This window comes from Sphaerimonospora sp. CA-214678 (assembly GCF_050942215.1).
Classification (GTDB): domain Bacteria; phylum Actinomycetota; class Actinomycetes; order Streptosporangiales; family Streptosporangiaceae; genus Sphaerimonospora.
On sequence record NZ_CP192056.1, the window covers coordinates 2,355,029 to 2,371,506 of the forward strand.

Consider the following 16,478-nt stretch of genomic DNA (forward strand, 5'->3'; position numbering starts at 1 on the left):
GAGCAACCATGTCCACCTCACGACTCGGTACCGTCCGGCCTGCCGGAGAGCAACCTCCAGGGGTGATCGGCGCACTGTCGGTGCTTGACCGGTTCCTGCCGGTATGGATCGGTATCGCGATGGCGGTCGGGCTGCTACTCGGCCGGGCCGTGCCCGGGCTGAACTCCGCACTGGATGCGGTGAAGATCGGTGAGATTTCACTGCCGATCGCGCTGGGCCTGCTGTTGATGATGTACCCGGTGCTGGCCAAGGTCCGCTACGACCGGCTGGACACGGTCACGCACGACCGAGGCATGCTTCTCGCCTCGCTGGTGCTCAACTGGCTGGTCGGCCCGGCGCTGATGTTCGCCCTGGCGTGGATCTTCCTGCCGGACCTGCCCGAGTACCGCACCGGTCTGATCATCGTCGGGCTGGCCCGCTGCATCGCCATGGTGCTCATCTGGAACGACCTGGCCTGTGGCGACCGCGAGGCCGCCGCCGTCCTGGTCGCCCTCAACTCGATCTTCCAGGTGGTCGCCTTCGGCGCGCTGGGCTGGTTCTATCTGGAGGTCCTGCCCGGCTGGCTGGGACTTTCGCAGGCCGCATTGGAGGTCTCGGCCTGGGACATCGCCCAGTACGTGCTCATCTTTCTCGGCATCCCTCTGCTGGCCGGATACCTGTCGCGCCGGCTGGGGGAGCGTGCTCGCGGCCGGGAGTGGTACGAGCAGCGCTTCCTGCCCCGCGTCGGTCCGCTGGCCCTGTACGGACTGCTGTTCACCATCGTGATCCTGTTCGCCCTGCAGGGTCACACGATCACCTCTCAGCCTGGCGACGTCGCCCGCATCGCGCTGCCGCTGCTGGCCTACTTCACTCTCATGTGGGGTGGCTCGTTCGTCGCGGGTAAGGTGATCGGCCTGACCTACCAGCGCGCCACCACGCTGGCCTTCACTGCGGCGGGCAACAACTTCGAGCTGGCCATCGCCGTGGCGGTCGGCGTGTTCGGCGTCACCTCCGGCCAGGCGCTGGCCGGAGTGGTCGGCCCGCTCATCGAAGTCCCTGTCCTGGTCGCTCTGGTCTACGTCAGCCTGGCCGGCCGCCGCCTGTTCAAGGAGGCCGCCCATGTCTGACAAGCCCAGCGTGCTGTTCGTCTGCGTCCACAACGCCGGCCGTTCCCAGATGGCCGCCGGCTGGCTCAGCCATCTGGCCGGCGAGCGCATCGAGGCCCGTTCCGCCGGGTCGGTCCCTGCCGACCAGGTCAATCCGGTCGCTGTGGAGGCGATGAGCGAGGTGGGTATCGACATCACCGCTGAGCACCCCAAAGTCCTGACCGTTGAGGCGGTCGAGACTTCTGATGTGGTCATCACGATGGGCTGCGATGACGCCTGCCCTATTTTTCCCGGCAAACGGTACGAGGACTGGAAGCTGGACGACCCGGCCGCGCAAGGTATCGAGGCCGTTCGAGCGATACGCGATGGGATACGCCGACGTGTAGAGCAGCTGATCGCGGAGTTGGACGGCACCTGAGCAGCGGTCGGCGCGATTCCTGCGACGTTCTCCTCCCGGTGTCACACGGGATGGGCGGAAGCGGGGGCCACCAAGGCCCGCCAGATCGCCGCCCGCATCCACTTCGCCTCGTTGCCGGCGCCCTGGACGCCGGCCGATCACGACTTTTCGGCCCAGCCCGGCGCCGACGAGACGCTGATCCGCGAGCTGGGCACCGAAGTGTCTCGGTACCGGTGCCGGTTGTGGTCATGGCACAGCCCTTCGTTCACGGGAACAGCTGTCATCCAGGGAGACGCCGAACGAGGCGGACGGATGCACTCATACCCTCTTAATTAGACTCAGATCTAATTTGACACGCTTCTAAACAGTGTGCAAAACTGAGCCTTGCTTCGACAAGCTTTGAAGTAGGGGGTGCGAGAGCGTTTTCGTTTGCGCTCGCCTTCTGACTGTCGGGCCCTCGTCTTCGACGAGTCCGCCCGACAGCCCCATCTGGCCACGAGCGCGGCCGAACCGCGGCGGACCGGGTGAATCCTGGCAATCAATCCGATACAGGAGGAACGACCATGAGCAGTGGATGCTGCGGCTCGGAGGCTGGCCCCGCCGAGCAGGCCGTACAGGACGTCTACACCGAGCCGCTGGCGCTCCGGCCGCAGCTGGATAAGCTGCCGGTCGTGGTGATCGGCGCCGGACCGGTCGGCCTGGCTGCCGCAGCCCATCTGACCGAGCGCGGACTGGACTTCCTCGTCCTGGAGTCCGGACCGCAGGTCGGGGCCTCGATCACGCAGTGGGGACACGTCCGGACCTTCAGCCCGTGGAAGTATGACATCGACGCCGCCGCCCGCCGCCTGCTGGAGGCCGACGCCTGGGACGCGCCCGACCCCGACTGGCTACCGACCGGGTCTGAGCTCGTCGAGCACTACCTCGCCCCGCTGGCCGCCCATCCCACGATCGCCCCGCATGTGCGATTTGAGGCGAAGGTAACCGGCATCAGCCGAGCCGGGGTCGACCGGGTCCGTACCGTTGGCCGCGAGCAGGCCCCGTTCGTGATCCGACTGGAAAGTGGGGAGGAGCTCACCGCCCGCGCTGTCATCGACGCATCCGGCACCTGGAAGACGCCGAACGTGCTGGGGGCCTCTGGCCTCCCTGCCCACGGCGAGTATGACGCGGCAGCGTTCATCGATCACGCCCTTCCGGACGTACTCGGCGCCGATCGTGAACGCTATGCCGGAAGGCACACCCTGGTCGTGGGTGCGGGCCACTCAGCCGCTACCACTCTGCTGGCGCTGGCTCACCTCGCTGAGGATGTCCCGGAAACTCGTATCACGTGGGCGATCCGTACCGGATCAGCCGCCCGTACCTATGGCGGCGGCGCGGCCGATGCCCTGCCGGCCCGGGGTGCTCTCGGTACACGCCTGCGCCGACTGGTCGAATCCGGCCGGATCACGTTGCTGACTGGTTTCTTCACCCACTCGATCACCCCCCACAGTCAGACCGTGACAGTGATCAGCCGAGATCCGTCGGGCGCAGACCAGAAAGTGGTCGCCGACCGAGTCGTGGCCGCCACTGGTTATCGGCCCGACCACGTCATCGCCGGCGAACTGCGTCTGGACCTGGATCCGATCCTCGGTACCACCCGCGCCATGGCGCCACTGATCGATCCCAACGCCCACTCCTGTGGCACCGTACCCCCTCACGGCGTCGATGAGCTCGCGCACTCCGAGCCCGGTTATTACATCGTCGGTGCCAAAAGCTACGGCCGTGCCCCGACTTTCCTGATGGCCACCGGCTATGAGCAGGCACGCTCCGTCGTGGCGGCCCTGGCGGGAGATTGGGAGGCCGCCCGCGATGTACAACTCGATCTGCCGGAGACCGGGGTGTGCTCGGCGGACCTGGCCGAGGCACAGGAAGCCCGCATCGGCCTGGCCACCGGCATCAGTGGAGGCCTGCTGTCCGCCCCTCTACCTTTGGTGAGCGCAGGTGCCTCCGCCTCTGAGGGCGGCTGCTGCGGCTGAGCCAAATCCTGTTCCGTTGCCGAAAGACGGAAGGAGATCCATTGGTCGGCCAAAGGTTCCCAATCAAGACGGCAGGTGGCTCCGCCGTCCGCTGCACAACGACCACGCACCGGAAGTGACGCAGCATGTCAGGGGCTCCGCCGCACCGCTCGAGAGCACGGGTGGGCGGCGTAGCCTCACCGGACTGGTGGCCACTTTGGCGGTCACCCAGATCGTCGGGCATGGCGTGTTGTATTACGCCTTCGCCGTCCTGCTTACACCCATGCAGACTGATCTGCATGCCAGTACTGCTCAGCTCGCCGGGGCGCTGACCGCGTCGGTGCTGGTTTCGGCGTTGGCCGCGCCGTTGGTGGGCCGGTGGTTGGACGCGCGTGGTGGCCGAGGTCTGATGACGTTCGGGGCAGCGCTCGGTGCCGGGATGGTGCTGGTCTGGTCTCAGGTCACTACGCTCGCGCAGTTGTACGCGGTTCTGGTCGTGGTCGGTATCGCCACAGCGATGGTGTTGTACGAGGCGGCCTTCGCCATCGTTGTCGCCTGGTCCGCACCTGCTAGGCGGGCGAAGGCGCTGCTGGCCATCACAGTCGTGGCTGGGTTCGCGTCCAGTGTTTTCTTGCCGTTGACCGGACTCCTGGTCGAGGAGCTCGGGTGGCGCGAGGCCCTGATGGTCCTCGGCGTCGCTTACGGCTTGCTGGCCGTACCCCTGCACGCGCTGGTCCTCCCCCGACATGCCGGACCGGTATCGGCGCCGCGGGCACGTCGCGGTGAGGCCGTACGGCGTGCCCTGCGGGAGTGGGCGTTCTGGATGCTGGCCGGCGCATTCGTCGTCCAGACCGGAGCAACTGCGGTGGTGGGGGTGTTGCTGGTCACCTATCTGATCGCCCTCGGCCATAAGCCGATCTTCGCCGCTGTCGTCGCTGGGTTGCTGGGCGTGCTGTCGGTCACAGGACGTCTGATCAGCACCGCGTTGGCGAGCCGATGGTCGGTCGCATCGATTACTGCGTCGATCTTCGCCCTGCAGGGTGCGGCTGCCCTGGCGCTGCCGCTGGCCGGTCGGTACCCGGCCGGAGCGGTCGGTGCGGTGACGCTGTTCGGCCTCGGGTTCGGGGTGGCGACCATCGCCCGGCCCGCCCTCCTGGCCGAGCGTTACGGCACCACGGCGTACGGCAGCGTCAGTGGCGCTCTTGCCTTGCCGGTCATCGTGGCCAAAGCCTGTGCTCCCTTGCTGGCCGCCACCCTGGTTCCCGCGATCGGCTACAGCAGGGTCATGGCGGGCGTTGCGCTCGCTTGCACCTTGGCTGGGCTAGTGCTGGCGGCGTACCATCGGCTACTATTTCGATCAGGGTCGAATTAGGGGGTCCCTATGCCTACGACGGTCGGCGCATGCTGTCCACCGATCGCCCGAGGTCCATTGGACGAGGCCGATGCCGCCGAGCTCGCGGTGTTGCTCAAGGCAGTGGCCGATCCGGTACGACTGCGCCTGGTGTCCATGATCGGCTCTCACCCTGATGGCGAGGTGTGCGTGTGTGACCTGAGCGGCGCCTTCGACCTGAGCGCCCCCACCATTTCCCACCACCTGAAGGTGCTCCGCAGGGCCGGACTGATCGACTGCGAGCGGCGGGGCACGTGGATCTACTACTGGATCATCCCGGCCACCGTTGCCCGCCTGGGTGAGTTGTTCTCCCCCCGGGCCGAAGTGGCCGGCACCTGAAAAACGGTGATGACCGTCGTACGCTCGATCGGCGTGCTGGTAGTCGGTGGCGGCCAAGCTGGACTGGCGGCCGGCTATCACCTGCGCCGCGATCGGCCGGAGGGTACCCCAGCACCGGCGACGTGGTGGCCTATCTAACCGATTATGAGCAGCGCTACCAGTTACCGATTTTCCGGCCGGTCACGGTGCGGGCCGTTCGAGACGTTGGAGAGTATCTGGCCGTCGAAACCGACAAGTCCGGCCCCGCCTCGGCCACTCCGATCGGTGTAGGCCGCAGCGCCAAGACGATGACGGCAATGATCAATCACCAGCTGTCAGCACGGCAGGGCGGTATACGGCCTGGTCGACCATCCACGTGAACGGTCCACGGTCCATCCAGCGGATCTGGAACCGTTCATGAATCGCCGGCCAGGGGATTCGCCGGACCTGCCGTGCATTCCTCTCTCCTCGCCAGAGACGTCAACGCGTCTTGGCCAGGAGTGGTCGAGGGAGTGCATGCCTCCTGCCCTTCCAGCTCCCCGTGGAACGTGTCGATCAGGCCGCGGTCGATTGGGGGATACCTGGACATGAATAATCAACGAAGACTGTTGACATGAGCAAATGCTGTTGATATTTATGAACTCATGGCAAGAGAGCCGGACATCCGCCTCCTTGAAGGCGAAGAACTCTCCGATCGAGAACGGGCCCATCGGTTGGTGCCCAAGCTCAGGGCATTGGCCGATGAAAACCGAGCGGTCTTGGCCCTGCTGCTCGCCGAACGCCCACGCACGGTAAAGGAGCTTCAGGAGGCGACGGGCCTGAGCCAGACGCTCATCAGCCACCATCTGCGACCACTCCGCGAACAAGCCCTCGTGAAGGTCATACCTCGCGGGCGCTCCAACGTCTATGCCATTTGCTGTGAGGAATTCGGAACACCGGTCCGCTGGCTCGCATCTCTGGCAGCCCTGACACCCGAAGGAGCTCGGGCGAGCTGCCTGAGCAGAGACATGGAGGACGGCAACGATGTCCGACAAGTGGATTGAAACGATCAAGACCTTTGGGACGATAGCCATCGAGCTCACCGTCCTATTCCTGGCGGTCGCCTTCCTGGTCGCGCTATTACAGCGACGGCTGGGCGAGGAGCGGTTACAGCGCTGGATGGGCGGCGGAACGTTCACGGCACCGCTCAAGGGGATCGTCTTAGGAGCCGTGACCCCCTTCTGCTCGTGCTCCACGCTCCCCATGCTGATGGGGATGCTCAAAGTCGGGGTCCCCTTCACGGGTGCCGCAGCATTCCTCATCGCATCCCCGCTGCTGGACCCGATCGTCTTCGGCGTCGTCTGGATCCTCTTCGGCTGGAAGATCATGATCGGCTACAGCATCGTCACGTTCGTCGTGACCATCATCATCTCCCTGATATGGGGAAAGATGGGAATGGAGCGGTTTGTTCGGCGAGTTAAGGTAAGCGCCGAGGGGCACGACACCTCACCGTGGCAGGGTCTGCGCACGGAGGCCGGCCCCGCCTGGCACCAGGCCAAGTCGTTCTTCAAGCCGCTGATCATCCCGATGGTAGTGGGTGTCAGCGTCGGAGCGTTCATATACGGTGTCGTTCCGCAGTCCTTCCTGGTCTCCGTTGCCGGCCCCGGCAATCTGCTCGCTGTTCCCATCGCCGCCCTGATCGGGATCCCTCTCTATGTTCGCACCGAGTCCATACTCCCGATCGGTCTCGCCCTGAGTTCGGCGGGCATGGGTCTCGGGCCGGTGTTCGCATTGGTCATCGGTGGCGCTGGAGCAAGCATTCCGGAAGTGACCATGCTCTCGGCGATCTTCAAGCCCCGGTTGGTGGCGACCTTCGTCGCTTCTGTCCTGCTGGTGGCTGTCGCCGGCGGGGTAATCATTCCGCTCTTCGCTTGATGATTCTCCGGTGTGCCCCGCGTTCCTTACGGTTCTTCAGCACCGTTGGGCCGGGGTGTCCGGTGGGTGAGTCCATCAGCTCAAGTCGATCCGCGTCGTCCCGGGCCCGCCGATGGCACAGCCCGGGGTGACATCGCTCGCTACGGGGGGCACCTTCCGAGCGGCCACATTCCTCTGAAGGAGTGACGACCCCGCGAGGCCTGATGACCGCATAGGCGGGCCGATCGCTCGAAATATGTCATATCCGAACTTCGGTGGCCACGATCTCAATCGATACCGTTACCGCAGCCGACAGCACGGTATTTCCAGTTGACACCTATTAATCCTGGTGATAACAATGAAATGTAATCAAGGGCCGGATGTTGGGCGAGCTCAGCCGCTACGGTCCCCTCGGCGAGGGCGGCAGGCGCTTCGGCTGCTGCGCTGAGTCGCTGCCGATGGCCACCGGATAGCGGGAACGTCTACCGGCGGAGAAACTCTGGTTCCGCAGATTGGAGAAGAGGACATGGCTGGAAGCTTCCTGAACAAAATCTTCGGAGGCGAGAAGAAGTCGGAGTTGGACAGCTGCTGCGGCTCCGTCAATGTGACCCCCGAAGAGGAGACCACACCGAGTCTGGAGACGCAGGGGGCGGAGGCTGCCGCGGCCGAGACCTCCCGAAGCAACCACTGAGAGCGCCGCCAGGGCCGTACCCCATGTGCTGGTGTGGCCCTTGGCGTTCTCTAATCGTCGGCCCGATACTGCTCAAAGCACTGTGCCCGTACGGCGTGTTCCAGTTGCAGTAGCCGCTCTGCCTCGTGACATCACCGCCGATCGATCCAAGTATGGCCGACCCTTCAATAGAGATTATTTCCCGAATTTTCGGATAGTCGATTCCTGTATATTCCAGTGGTTTCCGAAGTGCAGCCCCCAGTGCCGAGTACGCCTCCGGCTCCATCGCCGGCCGGCTGATGCGTCCAACCCCCGGAAAAGCTTCAGCGCCGCGCAGAGCCACTTGGATGACTTGCGGATGGGCCTCCGCCGCAGTTCGGCCGGAGGAGGGGAGTCCGAATCGCGCCGATCAACCCCGAAAAGAATCACGGAAATCCACTGGCTCTGACCGTAGCTTCTGAAAGCCGTCGACGGGGTGGTGCGAGGTAATGCACCCTTTCACATACTCAGTGGTGCATCCCCAACCTCCCGCTGGCAGCACGGTATTGACCAATGATATGTTAATCCGGCAGAATGGTCGTATGGTATTCACCAACTCTTTCATGGTTCCTCTGGGAACTCCCGCCCCGGACTTCTCCTTGCCCGACATCAACGGCCGAAAAGTGGCGATCGGTGAATTCAGCGACGCTCGGGCACTACTCGTGGTTTTCCTGTCCAACCGTTGCCCGTATGTGCTCCACGTGGAGTACGAAATCGCGAATCTCGCCGCACGGTACCGTGAGCAGGGAATGGCCACGCTCGGAATCTGCTCGAGCGACACAGACGCCTACCCAGAGGACACACCCCAACAGTTGACCGAGCAGGCACGCCGGGCAGGGTTCATGTTCCCGTACCTGGTTGATGAGTCCCAGGAGGTCGCGAAGGCCTTCCGAGCCGCGTGTACTCCAGACTTCTTCCTCTACGACGCCGAGCACAAGCTCGCCTACCGTGGCCAGCTCGACGCCGCGCGGCCGGGCAATGGCAAGGTTGTGGACGGACGCGACCTGCGTGCGGCCGTGAAGAACGTGCTGGCTGGACAGCCCGTACCAGAGCCGCATACGCCCAGTGGCGGCTGCAATATCAAGTGGCGGCCCGGTAACGAACCTGTCTGATCAAGGTGTCTGAGGGACGGGCGTGGACGTCGCCCGAGATCTGGCGACGTCCACGCACCTGGGATCAGGGCAGACCGCAGCAGAAGACACGGGGAGGACCACAGGCGGCATTGCCTTTGGAGCATGCGCTGTGGGTGCGGGTCATATCACGGGATATTCAATCCGCCTTGCGGACCCGGCAGGCGAAGCACTTGTAGGACTGCTGACCGGAAAGATTGTCGTAGAGAGTGTCGTCGGTCAGGGCGTTGGCCACTTCGTAGCGAGGGTTGCCGAAAAGGTCGCCGACCTCCTGGGCGGGACCGAAGGTATTCGGCAGGAAGACGGTATCGGGGCGGATACCCGAGTCGATCAATGCGGTGGCACCCACCGATCCGCGAGGGCTTTCTACTACCACGGTGTCGCCATTGGCTATGCCGTTGCGGCGGGCAGTTTCCGGATGGATCTGCACGAAACGGAGGCCGTTGAGCTGTTGCGCCGTGTGAGCCCAGTGGGTGAGGCTGGCGAAGTGCGCGACACTTGGGCGCCCGGTCATACCCATCAGCGGAAACTTCTTGTGTACGGCCTCATCGCCGGGGACGCCGAGTCGAACCGGGTGGGTCAGGGCGTGCGGGTAGATGGGGTTGGGGACGAACTCCCTACCGTAAGAGAGGGTCGGGTGGGCACCGGTGACCTCGGGGTGGGTATAGAAAATCGGAAGGGCGCGATGACCAGTGGGCGCCAGCTTCTGGTCGAGATCTGAGGTGAAGATCTCAATTTTGCCGCTGGGAGTCAGAAACCGCTTCCCCTTGTTCGTGGGGGCGAGTGCCTCTGCAGCCTCGTACCAGGACGGGTGGTCGAGGTAGAGAGTGCTGACGCCTGGATGATCGAGAGTCGGGCAGGGCCAGCGCAGAGGTTCCGCGCGGGCTCGCATGCGTTCGCGCGTCATACCGGCGGTTGCGGGAGTGTGGGTGATAAAGGCATCCCAAAGGTTCTTGTAATCGGTCCATTCCTCTGGGAAAGCGTCGGTCCAGTAGCCGGCGGGATGGTGCCGATCATGTCGGGCCATCGCGTGCGCTAGGCCGATCCAGATCTCGGTATCAGGCCGGGATCGGCCGACCCGGGGTACGACCGCCTCCTGCCAGCGGATGGCGCGGTCGTCCCGCCTCATGTACACGCCTTCGAACTCGAGTCCGCTGCAGACCGGCAGGATGATGTCGGCGTAGTATGCGGCCTCCTCCATGAACAGGCCGGTGTAGACGTAGAAGTCCAGCGCCGCATAGGCGCGGCGAACTTTACTCGAATTGGCTGAGCTGATCAGTGGGTTACCTTCGGTGATCACCGCGCGCAGCCGGTAGGGCCTGCCTGTGAGAATGGCATCGGCGAAGGCGTCCGGCCCGACGGGTATGGCAGGGCCGGGATCAGGCACTTTGACGGTCAGAGCCGGCAACTCAAGATGCCCGGGCCATGTGTTGTGCATGAAGTTGCATCCGCCGCCCGGAGTTCCGATGTTGCCCGTCACCGCAGCGAGCATGGCGATCGCTCGGTAGGTGTCGAAGGCGTTGAGCTGGTGAGAGATCCCGGCGTTACAGAAGATCGCTGCGGGTTTCGCCTTGGCGTATTCGACGGCCAATCGCCGGATCGTGGCAGCCGGTACATCGGTGATCTTCGCCGCCCACTCGGGGGTGTACTCCATTGCGGCAAGATGGTCGCGCAGCTCGGTGAAGCCCAGGACCCAGCGATCGACGAACCGCTTGTCGTACAGCTCTTTGAGAATGACCTCGTGGAGCATACCGAGGACCAGCGCGAAATCGGTGTGTGGTTTGGGTGCGATCCATTCATCGGCGATCACGCTGGTGGGGGTGCGCCGCGGATCGACGACCACCAGGCGTGCACGCGTGCGCCGGCGGGCGCGTAGCAGGTCGGCGAAGGTGACCGGATGGGTCTCGGCTTGGTTGGTCCCCAGCAGGAGCAGGTAGCGAGCGGATTCCAGATCCGGCTTTCCGGTAGCGGGGTCGATCCCGTATCCGTTTGTGAAGTAGCCCAAGCCGAAAGTTTCGGCCAGCGCGTTGCCCCCCGAGTCGTTGCAGACCGGTCCGACGTCGGTGTCATTGGGACTGCCCAGTAGGCGAAACAGGCGGTGGACCAGAGCGCCGGTGCCGCGCGGCTGACGGCCCGTGGTGCGGTTGGCGATCGCACGTGCCTCACCTTGATCGCGTAACGCGAGCAGGCGGGTGGCGACGATGTCGAGGGCTTCGTTCCAGGAGACCGGTTCGAATCGCGAATCGGGGTCACCTTTCGTGCCGCTTACACGCTTGAGAGGTGAGGTCAAGCGGAGCCGGTTGTAGACCAGTTCGGTCATCATCGGACCCTTGATGCACAGGTTCCCCGCCTGCACCGGATCGGCCGGTTCACCCCGCACCTCGATCACCCGGCCCGCCTTCATACCCACGCGCAGTCTGCAGTTGCAGTTGCAGAACTGACATGCGCTGGTCAATACGGTATCGGGATGCAGGGCGGCCGACCCTTGACTGAAGTCGGGCATCTCCGACCCGGGTTCCTGTCCCAACTCATCGCTGAAGGATGCCTGCGCGGCGAGAGGAAGCAGAGTAGGTAGAGAGAACGTTGCTGCGGTGCCGCTCAGCAAGGCGCCTTGCAGAACAGTTCGACGTGACGGGCCATTGTCGTCGTGCGGAGAGACGGGGTGGTATGTCATAATGCTCCTTCTAATTAGGACGATCAGGTGTGTCATCCATGCCTTGACATCACCTGAGAATCCAGCAGGAGATTATGCGTGAACGCCAGGACAACCAGAGTGATCACCTCTGATATGAGAAGGTTTGCGACAAGTAAATGCCAACGCCTCCGTCTTGGACGGATTTCAGCAGAGAAAGACTTCGTCGCCCGGTTCAGGAAGATCACGGGCTCTTTCGTCTCCGGATCGTTCATCAGCACCTCGCACCGCTGATGTCGTACCGCACGGGGAGGGGCCGGCTGCCCGCTAGCGCCTGCCACGCGCGACAGGCCCTCATTCCCATGATCTTGCATATTGGACGGATGGGGACGGCCTCGCTTCCGTCTGGAGAAGCGCGGCGGCAGGGACGTCCCGGGTAAGGTCGCCGCTACCGACTCCCGTGATCAGGGCGGTGCAGGTATGTCGGTGGCGGATCTCGGACACATGAACCGAAGCGCATGCTCGTGATCAACGAGACGGGACTACCCGGGATCTTTGATATCTGCTGGATCAGCCGTCTGTGAAAGCCAGACGTGGGCACCGGGGCGTAGGCGGAAGCGCAGGGGTGCACCAGGGCCGGCTGAAGTCTCCACCTGACCGCCAACGAACACCATGTAGGCCCGCCCCTCCACGACATCTGGAAAGTGCGCGCCTGCAAGGATTGCATGAATATCGACACGAGGACTCCAGTGCCCTGGTGGGGGTCCAGGGCACTGGAGGTGTGGTGGTCAGAAGTTGATGGAGATGACTTTGCCCGGTCCGGAGCCCTTGGTGGTGGTCAGGGTGTGGGGGACGTTGGGGGCGATGTAGAAGCTGCTTCCCTGGGGGAGGGTGACTTCCTTGGGGTTGTCGGGGTCGCCCCACTTGAGGTGGATGTCGCCTTCCATGCAGTAGATGACTTCGTGGGCGTCGTGGCCGGCGTTGAAGGCGGCCTTGTCGGGGTCGTCGACGTTGACCTCGAGCAGGAGGGGGACGAGTTTGGGCACGGTGCGGGTGCGTACGAGGCAGTTGTAGGTGTAGTAGTTGGTGTCGGCTCGCATGCCTTCGATGACGGGGTTGTCGCCGGGCAGCTGGTAGCGGACGCCTTCGTCGAGGTCGCTGATGAACTCGGGGGTGAGTTCGGCGATGGAGGTTCCGAGCAGGCCGGCGATGGAGGTCAGGGTGCCGAGGGTGAGGTCCTTCTTGTCGTCTTCCAGGGCGGTGATGTCGTCGACCGTCATTCCCAGGGCGCGGGCGAAGGCGTGGCGGTCCATCTTGATGTGTTCTCTGCGGGCCCTGATCTTCTGGCCGTAGGTCGCTTCGAGGGCGGGTGCGGCGGTCATTTGTTTCTCCTTCGTGTTGTGGGAGCGGTTGCCGATTTCTGGATTGTCTGCGGGGGCGCGATCCGGGTGTATTGGGCGAGGCGCAGGTGATGAGTGCGTCGATTTCGGTTTCGAATCCGCCGGTTGTGTCCCATTCGCTGTTGGTCCAGAGTGCGTAGCATTTTTCTGGCCGGGATGGGTCGACGTATTCGAGAGTTTGTTTGCCGTTCGGTCCGTCGAGGAGGATTCTCGGGACCTCGGTGAGGCTCTATGGCCCGAAGGGCTCACCGGTTCTGTCTAATCGGTGCGAAGATCAGTCATGCGGGAATCTCTGCCCTATTTACTGTCGATCTTAGCTTTGTCCTTCTCGCATGTTAACGTCTGTCTTGGGTCGAGTCCAGAGGGATTGAGCAGAAATCTACTCACTGTCAATGAGAATGTCATGGCATTGTAATTATGGTCATCTAACAGCATCTATTATTGACAACCGCAAACGCTGTTGTGACAGTGGGTAGCGCGAGGTGTTTGCTCTGTAGTGGCGCTGGCGTGCTGTCGGCACGGTGTGCGTCCTCCATCGCCCAACCCGGCCCGTACGGCCCCGATTCTGGCGACGCGTGCCCCGGCACACGACTATGGGGAGGCCGCTGCTTGTCTGGCGATGGTCCTTGTCATCGTGGCCTGCCAGGTAGAGGAGGGCTCCGTCATGCCGCCTCACCCCGCTTCAGGAACTCCAACTTCGCTTGTTTTCCCGCCGTCACCAGATAGGCCGCGAGGCTTCGTCCTGAAGACATATGTCGAGTACTGGAAGGTTCTTTCTGCGGCTGGCAGATCCTCTTCGGAAGAGGCCCGTCTGTTGCTCACGCCGTATGTCCAGGGTGCCTGTCTCAACCATCTCGTTGACGGCACGTACCGGATGACCGAACTGGGCCAGGAGCCGTACGGAGAGGTGGTTCCGCGGGTGAAGGAGGTGCGTGTTGATCGCGCCGAGGGCACAGTCCGGGTGCCGGCCGGACCGAGTTCGGCTCGAACTCGTTGGTGCCCGCTGGGACGGTGAGCGCGAAGGTCAAACGATCAAGAGGTTGGGACCAGGCCTCTGAGCTGGGACTTCGTGGTGGGCGATACTGGGATTGAACCAGTGACCTCTTCCGTGTCAGGGAAGCGCTCTCCCGCTGAGCTAATCGCCCGAGTGCTGCGAGCGGAAGACGGGATTCGAACCCGCGACCCTCACCTTGGCAAGGTGATGCTCTACCAACTGAGCCACTTCCGCGCGATCTCCGGGATCTCCCCGGCGACGCGAGTCCCACTGTAGCGGATCCTGAGCCGTCCCGGTGCCGTCCGCCCACCCGGAAATGCGGACCTTCCTCATGCGGACTGATCCTGCCCGGATTCGGGCAGAAAACTTGATAGTCGGCATCCTCGCTGCGTTAGGGTCCTGCTCTGTGTCCACGGCACGGCATCCCTTCGAGGATCTGATCAGTCACCTCACCCGGACGACGCCGCTCGGCCCGGGGGAGGCCGCGCGGGTGGTGGCCGACGTCCTGACGTACTTCGGCGAGCCCACCGAGGAGTACGTGCGCCGCCGCCACGGCGAGCTCAAGGCGAGGGGACTGACCAACGAGCAGATCTTTCCGAGGATCTCGGCCGAGCTCGCGGGAAGGCGCGTCGCGGCACCGGAGCTGTCTTTGCGTCAGCTCCGCCGGATTGTTTACGGATAGGAGCGGATATGTGCGGAATCGTCGCTTACGTTGGCCCCAAGGATGCGGCACCGATCCTGCTCGAAGGACTCCAGCGCCTGGAGTATCGGGGCTACGACTCGGCCGGCCTCGCCGTCGTCAACGCCAGGAGCCTGAAGACGCGCAAGGTCAAGGGCCGGGTGGCCGACCTGGCGGCGGCCGTACCCGCCCGCTTCAAGGGCGCGACCGGCATCGGGCACACCCGGTGGGCGACGCACGGCGCGCCCAGCGACGTCAACGCCCATCCGCACCTCGACGATGAGGGGCGCATCGCGGTGGTGCACAACGGCATAGTCGAGAACGCCGACGAGCTGCGCCGCCGACTCGAGGCCGACGGCGTCGCCTTCCGGAGCGAGACCGACACCGAGACGCTCGCGCACCTGATCGCGCGCATGGTCCGGGAGACCGAGTCGCTGGAGGAGGCCGTCCGGCGGGCCCTCGCCAACGTGGTCGGCACGTACGGCATCGCCGTCGTCGACGCCCAGCGCCCCGGTGAGATCGTGGTCGCACGCAACGGCAGCCCGATCGTGCTCGGCATCGGCGAGAAGGAGATGTTCGCCGCCTCGGACGTCGCCGCGCTGATCCGCTACACCCGGCAGGTCGTGCACCTGGAGGACGGCGAGCTCGCGGTCCTCACGGCCGACGGGTTCCACACCTTCACCAGCGACGCCAGGGAGACCGCCAAGGAGCCGTTCACCGTCGACTGGGACGCCGGACACTACGACAACGGCGGATACGAGCACTACCTGCTCAAGGAGATCTCCGAGCAGCCCGACACCGTCGCGCGCACGCTCCGCGGCCGCATCGACGACCGGTTCCACATCGCGCACCTGGGCGGCCTCAACATGAACGCCCGCGAGACCCGGTCCTTCCGCCGAGTGAAGATCATCGGCTGCGGCTCGGCGTACTATTCCGGGCAGATCGGCGCGCAGCTCATCGAGGAGCTGGCCCGCATCCCGGCCGACGCCGAGCCGGCCTCGGAGTTCCGCTACCGAGGCCCGGTGGTCGAGCCCGACACCCTGTACGTCGCGATCAGCCAGTCGGGGGAGACGTACGACACCCTCGCGGCCGTCCAGGAGCTCAAGCGCAAGGGCGGCCGGGTGCTCGGCATCGTGAACACGGTCGGCAGCGCCATCGCCAGGGAGACCGACGGCGGCATCTACCTGCACGCAGGGCCCGAGGTGTCGGTGGCCTCGACCAAGGCGTTCACCTCGACCGCCGTCGCGTTCGCGCTGCTGGCGCTCCACCTCGGCCGCGTGCGGGACCTGTCCCCGGCCGACGGCAGGCGCGTCTGCGAGGGGCTGCGGCGGCTGCCCGAGCAGATCAAGGAGATCCTCACCCTGGAGGAGCAGATCAGGGAGCTGGCGATCAAGTACGCCGACGCGCCGGGGATGATGTTCGTCGGCCGGGTGCGCGGCTACCCGGTGGCCAGGGAGGGCGCCCAGAAGCTGAAGGAGATCTCCTACGTCCACGCCGAGGCGTACCCGGCGAGCGAGCTCAAGCACGGCCCGCTCGCGCTGATCAGCCCCGAGCTGCCCACCGTCGCGATCGTCCCCGACGACGAGCTGCTCGACAAGAACCTCACCACGCTCGGCGAGATCCGGGCCAGGCACGGACGGATCCTGATGGTCGGGCACCGCGCCTCGGAGGCCGCCGACGACTGCATCGTCGTGCCGAAGAACGAGAACGAGCTGGACCCGATCCTGCTCACGATCCCGCTGCAGCTCTTCGCCTACCACGCCGCCGTGGTACTCGGCCGCGACGTCGACAAGCCGCGAAATCTCGCGAAGAGTGTCACCGTGGAGTAGGCCTCGCCCCTAATGTCCGATATAGTCACAA

The 16,478-nt window shown here is 64.5% G+C and carries 13 protein-coding genes and 2 tRNA genes; 11 read left to right on the forward strand and 4 right to left on the reverse strand.

Annotated elements, in window-relative coordinates:
- Nucleotides 1-8 precede the first annotated feature (8 nt).
- From arsB to ACQP1K_RS10745, 9 genes are all read left to right on the forward strand, one after another.
- The gene (gene arsB, locus ACQP1K_RS10705; RefSeq protein ID WP_433500728.1) at nt 9-1,106 is read left to right on the forward strand and encodes an ACR3 family arsenite efflux transporter; all 1,098 of its coding nucleotides are present in this window, start codon (nt 9-11) and stop codon (nt 1,104-1,106) included.
- A complete protein-coding gene (locus ACQP1K_RS10710) occupies nt 1,099-1,503 on the forward strand; it encodes an arsenate reductase ArsC (RefSeq protein WP_433500729.1) in 405 nt (134 codons plus the stop codon). The genes arsB and ACQP1K_RS10710 overlap by 8 nt, the downstream gene beginning before the upstream one ends.
- Nucleotides 1,504-2,153: 650 nt before the next feature.
- On the forward strand, nt 2,154-3,494 hold the full coding sequence (locus ACQP1K_RS10715; protein WP_433500730.1) for an FAD-dependent oxidoreductase: 1,341 nt from the start codon (nt 2,154-2,156) through the stop codon (nt 3,492-3,494).
- Between the two features lie 187 nt (nt 3,495-3,681).
- Nucleotides 3,682-4,845, forward strand: coding sequence for an MFS transporter (locus tag ACQP1K_RS10720; protein WP_433500731.1), 1,164 nt, complete (start codon nt 3,682-3,684; stop codon nt 4,843-4,845).
- 9 nt (nt 4,846-4,854) lie between these two features.
- Nucleotides 4,855-5,202 (forward strand): metalloregulator ArsR/SmtB family transcription factor, encoded by a 348-nt coding sequence (locus tag ACQP1K_RS10725; protein ID WP_433500732.1) that lies wholly within the window; start codon nt 4,855-4,857, stop codon nt 5,200-5,202.
- A gap of 623 nt (nt 5,203-5,825) precedes the next feature.
- On the forward strand, nt 5,826-6,224 hold the full coding sequence (locus ACQP1K_RS10730; RefSeq protein ID WP_433500733.1) for an ArsR/SmtB family transcription factor: 399 nt from the start codon (nt 5,826-5,828) through the stop codon (nt 6,222-6,224).
- Nucleotides 6,205-7,095 carry a permease gene (locus tag ACQP1K_RS10735; RefSeq protein ID WP_433500734.1) on the forward strand — a complete coding sequence of 297 codons (891 nt, stop codon included), beginning with the start codon at nt 6,205-6,207 and terminating at the stop codon, nt 7,093-7,095. The genes ACQP1K_RS10730 and ACQP1K_RS10735 overlap by 20 nt, the downstream gene beginning before the upstream one ends.
- Nucleotides 7,096-7,600: 505 nt before the next feature.
- Nucleotides 7,601-7,765 (forward strand): hypothetical protein, encoded by a 165-nt coding sequence (locus tag ACQP1K_RS10740; protein ID WP_433500735.1) that lies wholly within the window; start codon nt 7,601-7,603, stop codon nt 7,763-7,765.
- 560 nt (nt 7,766-8,325) lie between these two features.
- The gene (locus tag ACQP1K_RS10745; protein ID WP_433500736.1) at nt 8,326-8,895 is read left to right on the forward strand and encodes a thioredoxin family protein; all 570 of its coding nucleotides are present in this window, start codon (nt 8,326-8,328) and stop codon (nt 8,893-8,895) included.
- A 157-nt stretch (nt 8,896-9,052) separates the two neighbouring features.
- Here ACQP1K_RS10745 and ACQP1K_RS10750 read toward each other — a convergent pair whose 3' ends face one another.
- From ACQP1K_RS10750 to ACQP1K_RS10765, 4 genes are all read right to left on the reverse strand, one after another.
- A complete protein-coding gene (locus tag ACQP1K_RS10750) occupies nt 9,053-11,587 on the reverse strand; it encodes a molybdopterin-containing oxidoreductase family protein (protein ID WP_433500737.1) in 2,535 nt (844 codons plus the stop codon).
- 746 nt (nt 11,588-12,333) lie between these two features.
- Nucleotides 12,334-12,927, reverse strand: coding sequence for a cupin domain-containing protein (locus ACQP1K_RS10755; RefSeq protein WP_433500738.1), 594 nt, complete (start codon nt 12,925-12,927; stop codon nt 12,334-12,336).
- 1,088 nt (nt 12,928-14,015) lie between these two features.
- Nucleotides 14,016-14,090, reverse strand: a tRNA-Val gene (locus tag ACQP1K_RS10760).
- A gap of 10 nt (nt 14,091-14,100) precedes the next feature.
- Nucleotides 14,101-14,173: transfer RNA gene (locus ACQP1K_RS10765), tRNA-Gly, on the reverse strand.
- 172 nt (nt 14,174-14,345) lie between these two features.
- Between ACQP1K_RS10765 and ACQP1K_RS10770 the strand changes: the two genes are divergently transcribed.
- Nucleotides 14,346-14,621 (forward strand): hypothetical protein, encoded by a 276-nt coding sequence (locus ACQP1K_RS10770; RefSeq protein ID WP_433500739.1) that lies wholly within the window; start codon nt 14,346-14,348, stop codon nt 14,619-14,621.
- A gap of 8 nt (nt 14,622-14,629) precedes the next feature.
- Nucleotides 14,630-16,447: a glutamine--fructose-6-phosphate transaminase (isomerizing) gene (gene glmS / locus ACQP1K_RS10775; RefSeq protein WP_433500740.1), complete on the forward strand. Its 1,818-nt coding sequence runs from the start codon at nt 14,630-14,632 to the stop codon at nt 16,445-16,447.
- The last annotated feature ends 31 nt before the right edge of the window (nt 16,448-16,478 follow it).

Bases quoted from the DNA above. Each gene is read 5' to 3' on its own strand.
- ACQP1K_RS10735 (WP_433500734.1), top strand. From the start codon at position 6,205: ATGTCCGACAAGTGGATTGAAACGATCAAGACCTTTGGGACGATAGCC.
- ACQP1K_RS10755 (WP_433500738.1), bottom strand. From the start codon at position 12,927: ATGACCGCCGCACCCGCCCTCGAAGCGACCTACGGCCAGAAGATCAGG.
- ACQP1K_RS10740 (WP_433500735.1), top strand. From the start codon at position 7,601: ATGGCTGGAAGCTTCCTGAACAAAATCTTCGGAGGCGAGAAGAAGTCG.
- glmS (WP_433500740.1), top strand. From the start codon at position 14,630: ATGTGCGGAATCGTCGCTTACGTTGGCCCCAAGGATGCGGCACCGATC.
- ACQP1K_RS10725 (WP_433500732.1), top strand. From the start codon at position 4,855: ATGCCTACGACGGTCGGCGCATGCTGTCCACCGATCGCCCGAGGTCCA.
- ACQP1K_RS10730 (WP_433500733.1), top strand. From the start codon at position 5,826: ATGGCAAGAGAGCCGGACATCCGCCTCCTTGAAGGCGAAGAACTCTCC.
- ACQP1K_RS10710 (WP_433500729.1), top strand. From the start codon at position 1,099: ATGTCTGACAAGCCCAGCGTGCTGTTCGTCTGCGTCCACAACGCCGGC.
- ACQP1K_RS10745 (WP_433500736.1), top strand. From the start codon at position 8,326: ATGGTATTCACCAACTCTTTCATGGTTCCTCTGGGAACTCCCGCCCCG.
- arsB (WP_433500728.1), top strand. From the start codon at position 9: ATGTCCACCTCACGACTCGGTACCGTCCGGCCTGCCGGAGAGCAACCT.
- ACQP1K_RS10750 (WP_433500737.1), bottom strand. From the start codon at position 11,587: ATGACATACCACCCCGTCTCTCCGCACGACGACAATGGCCCGTCACGT.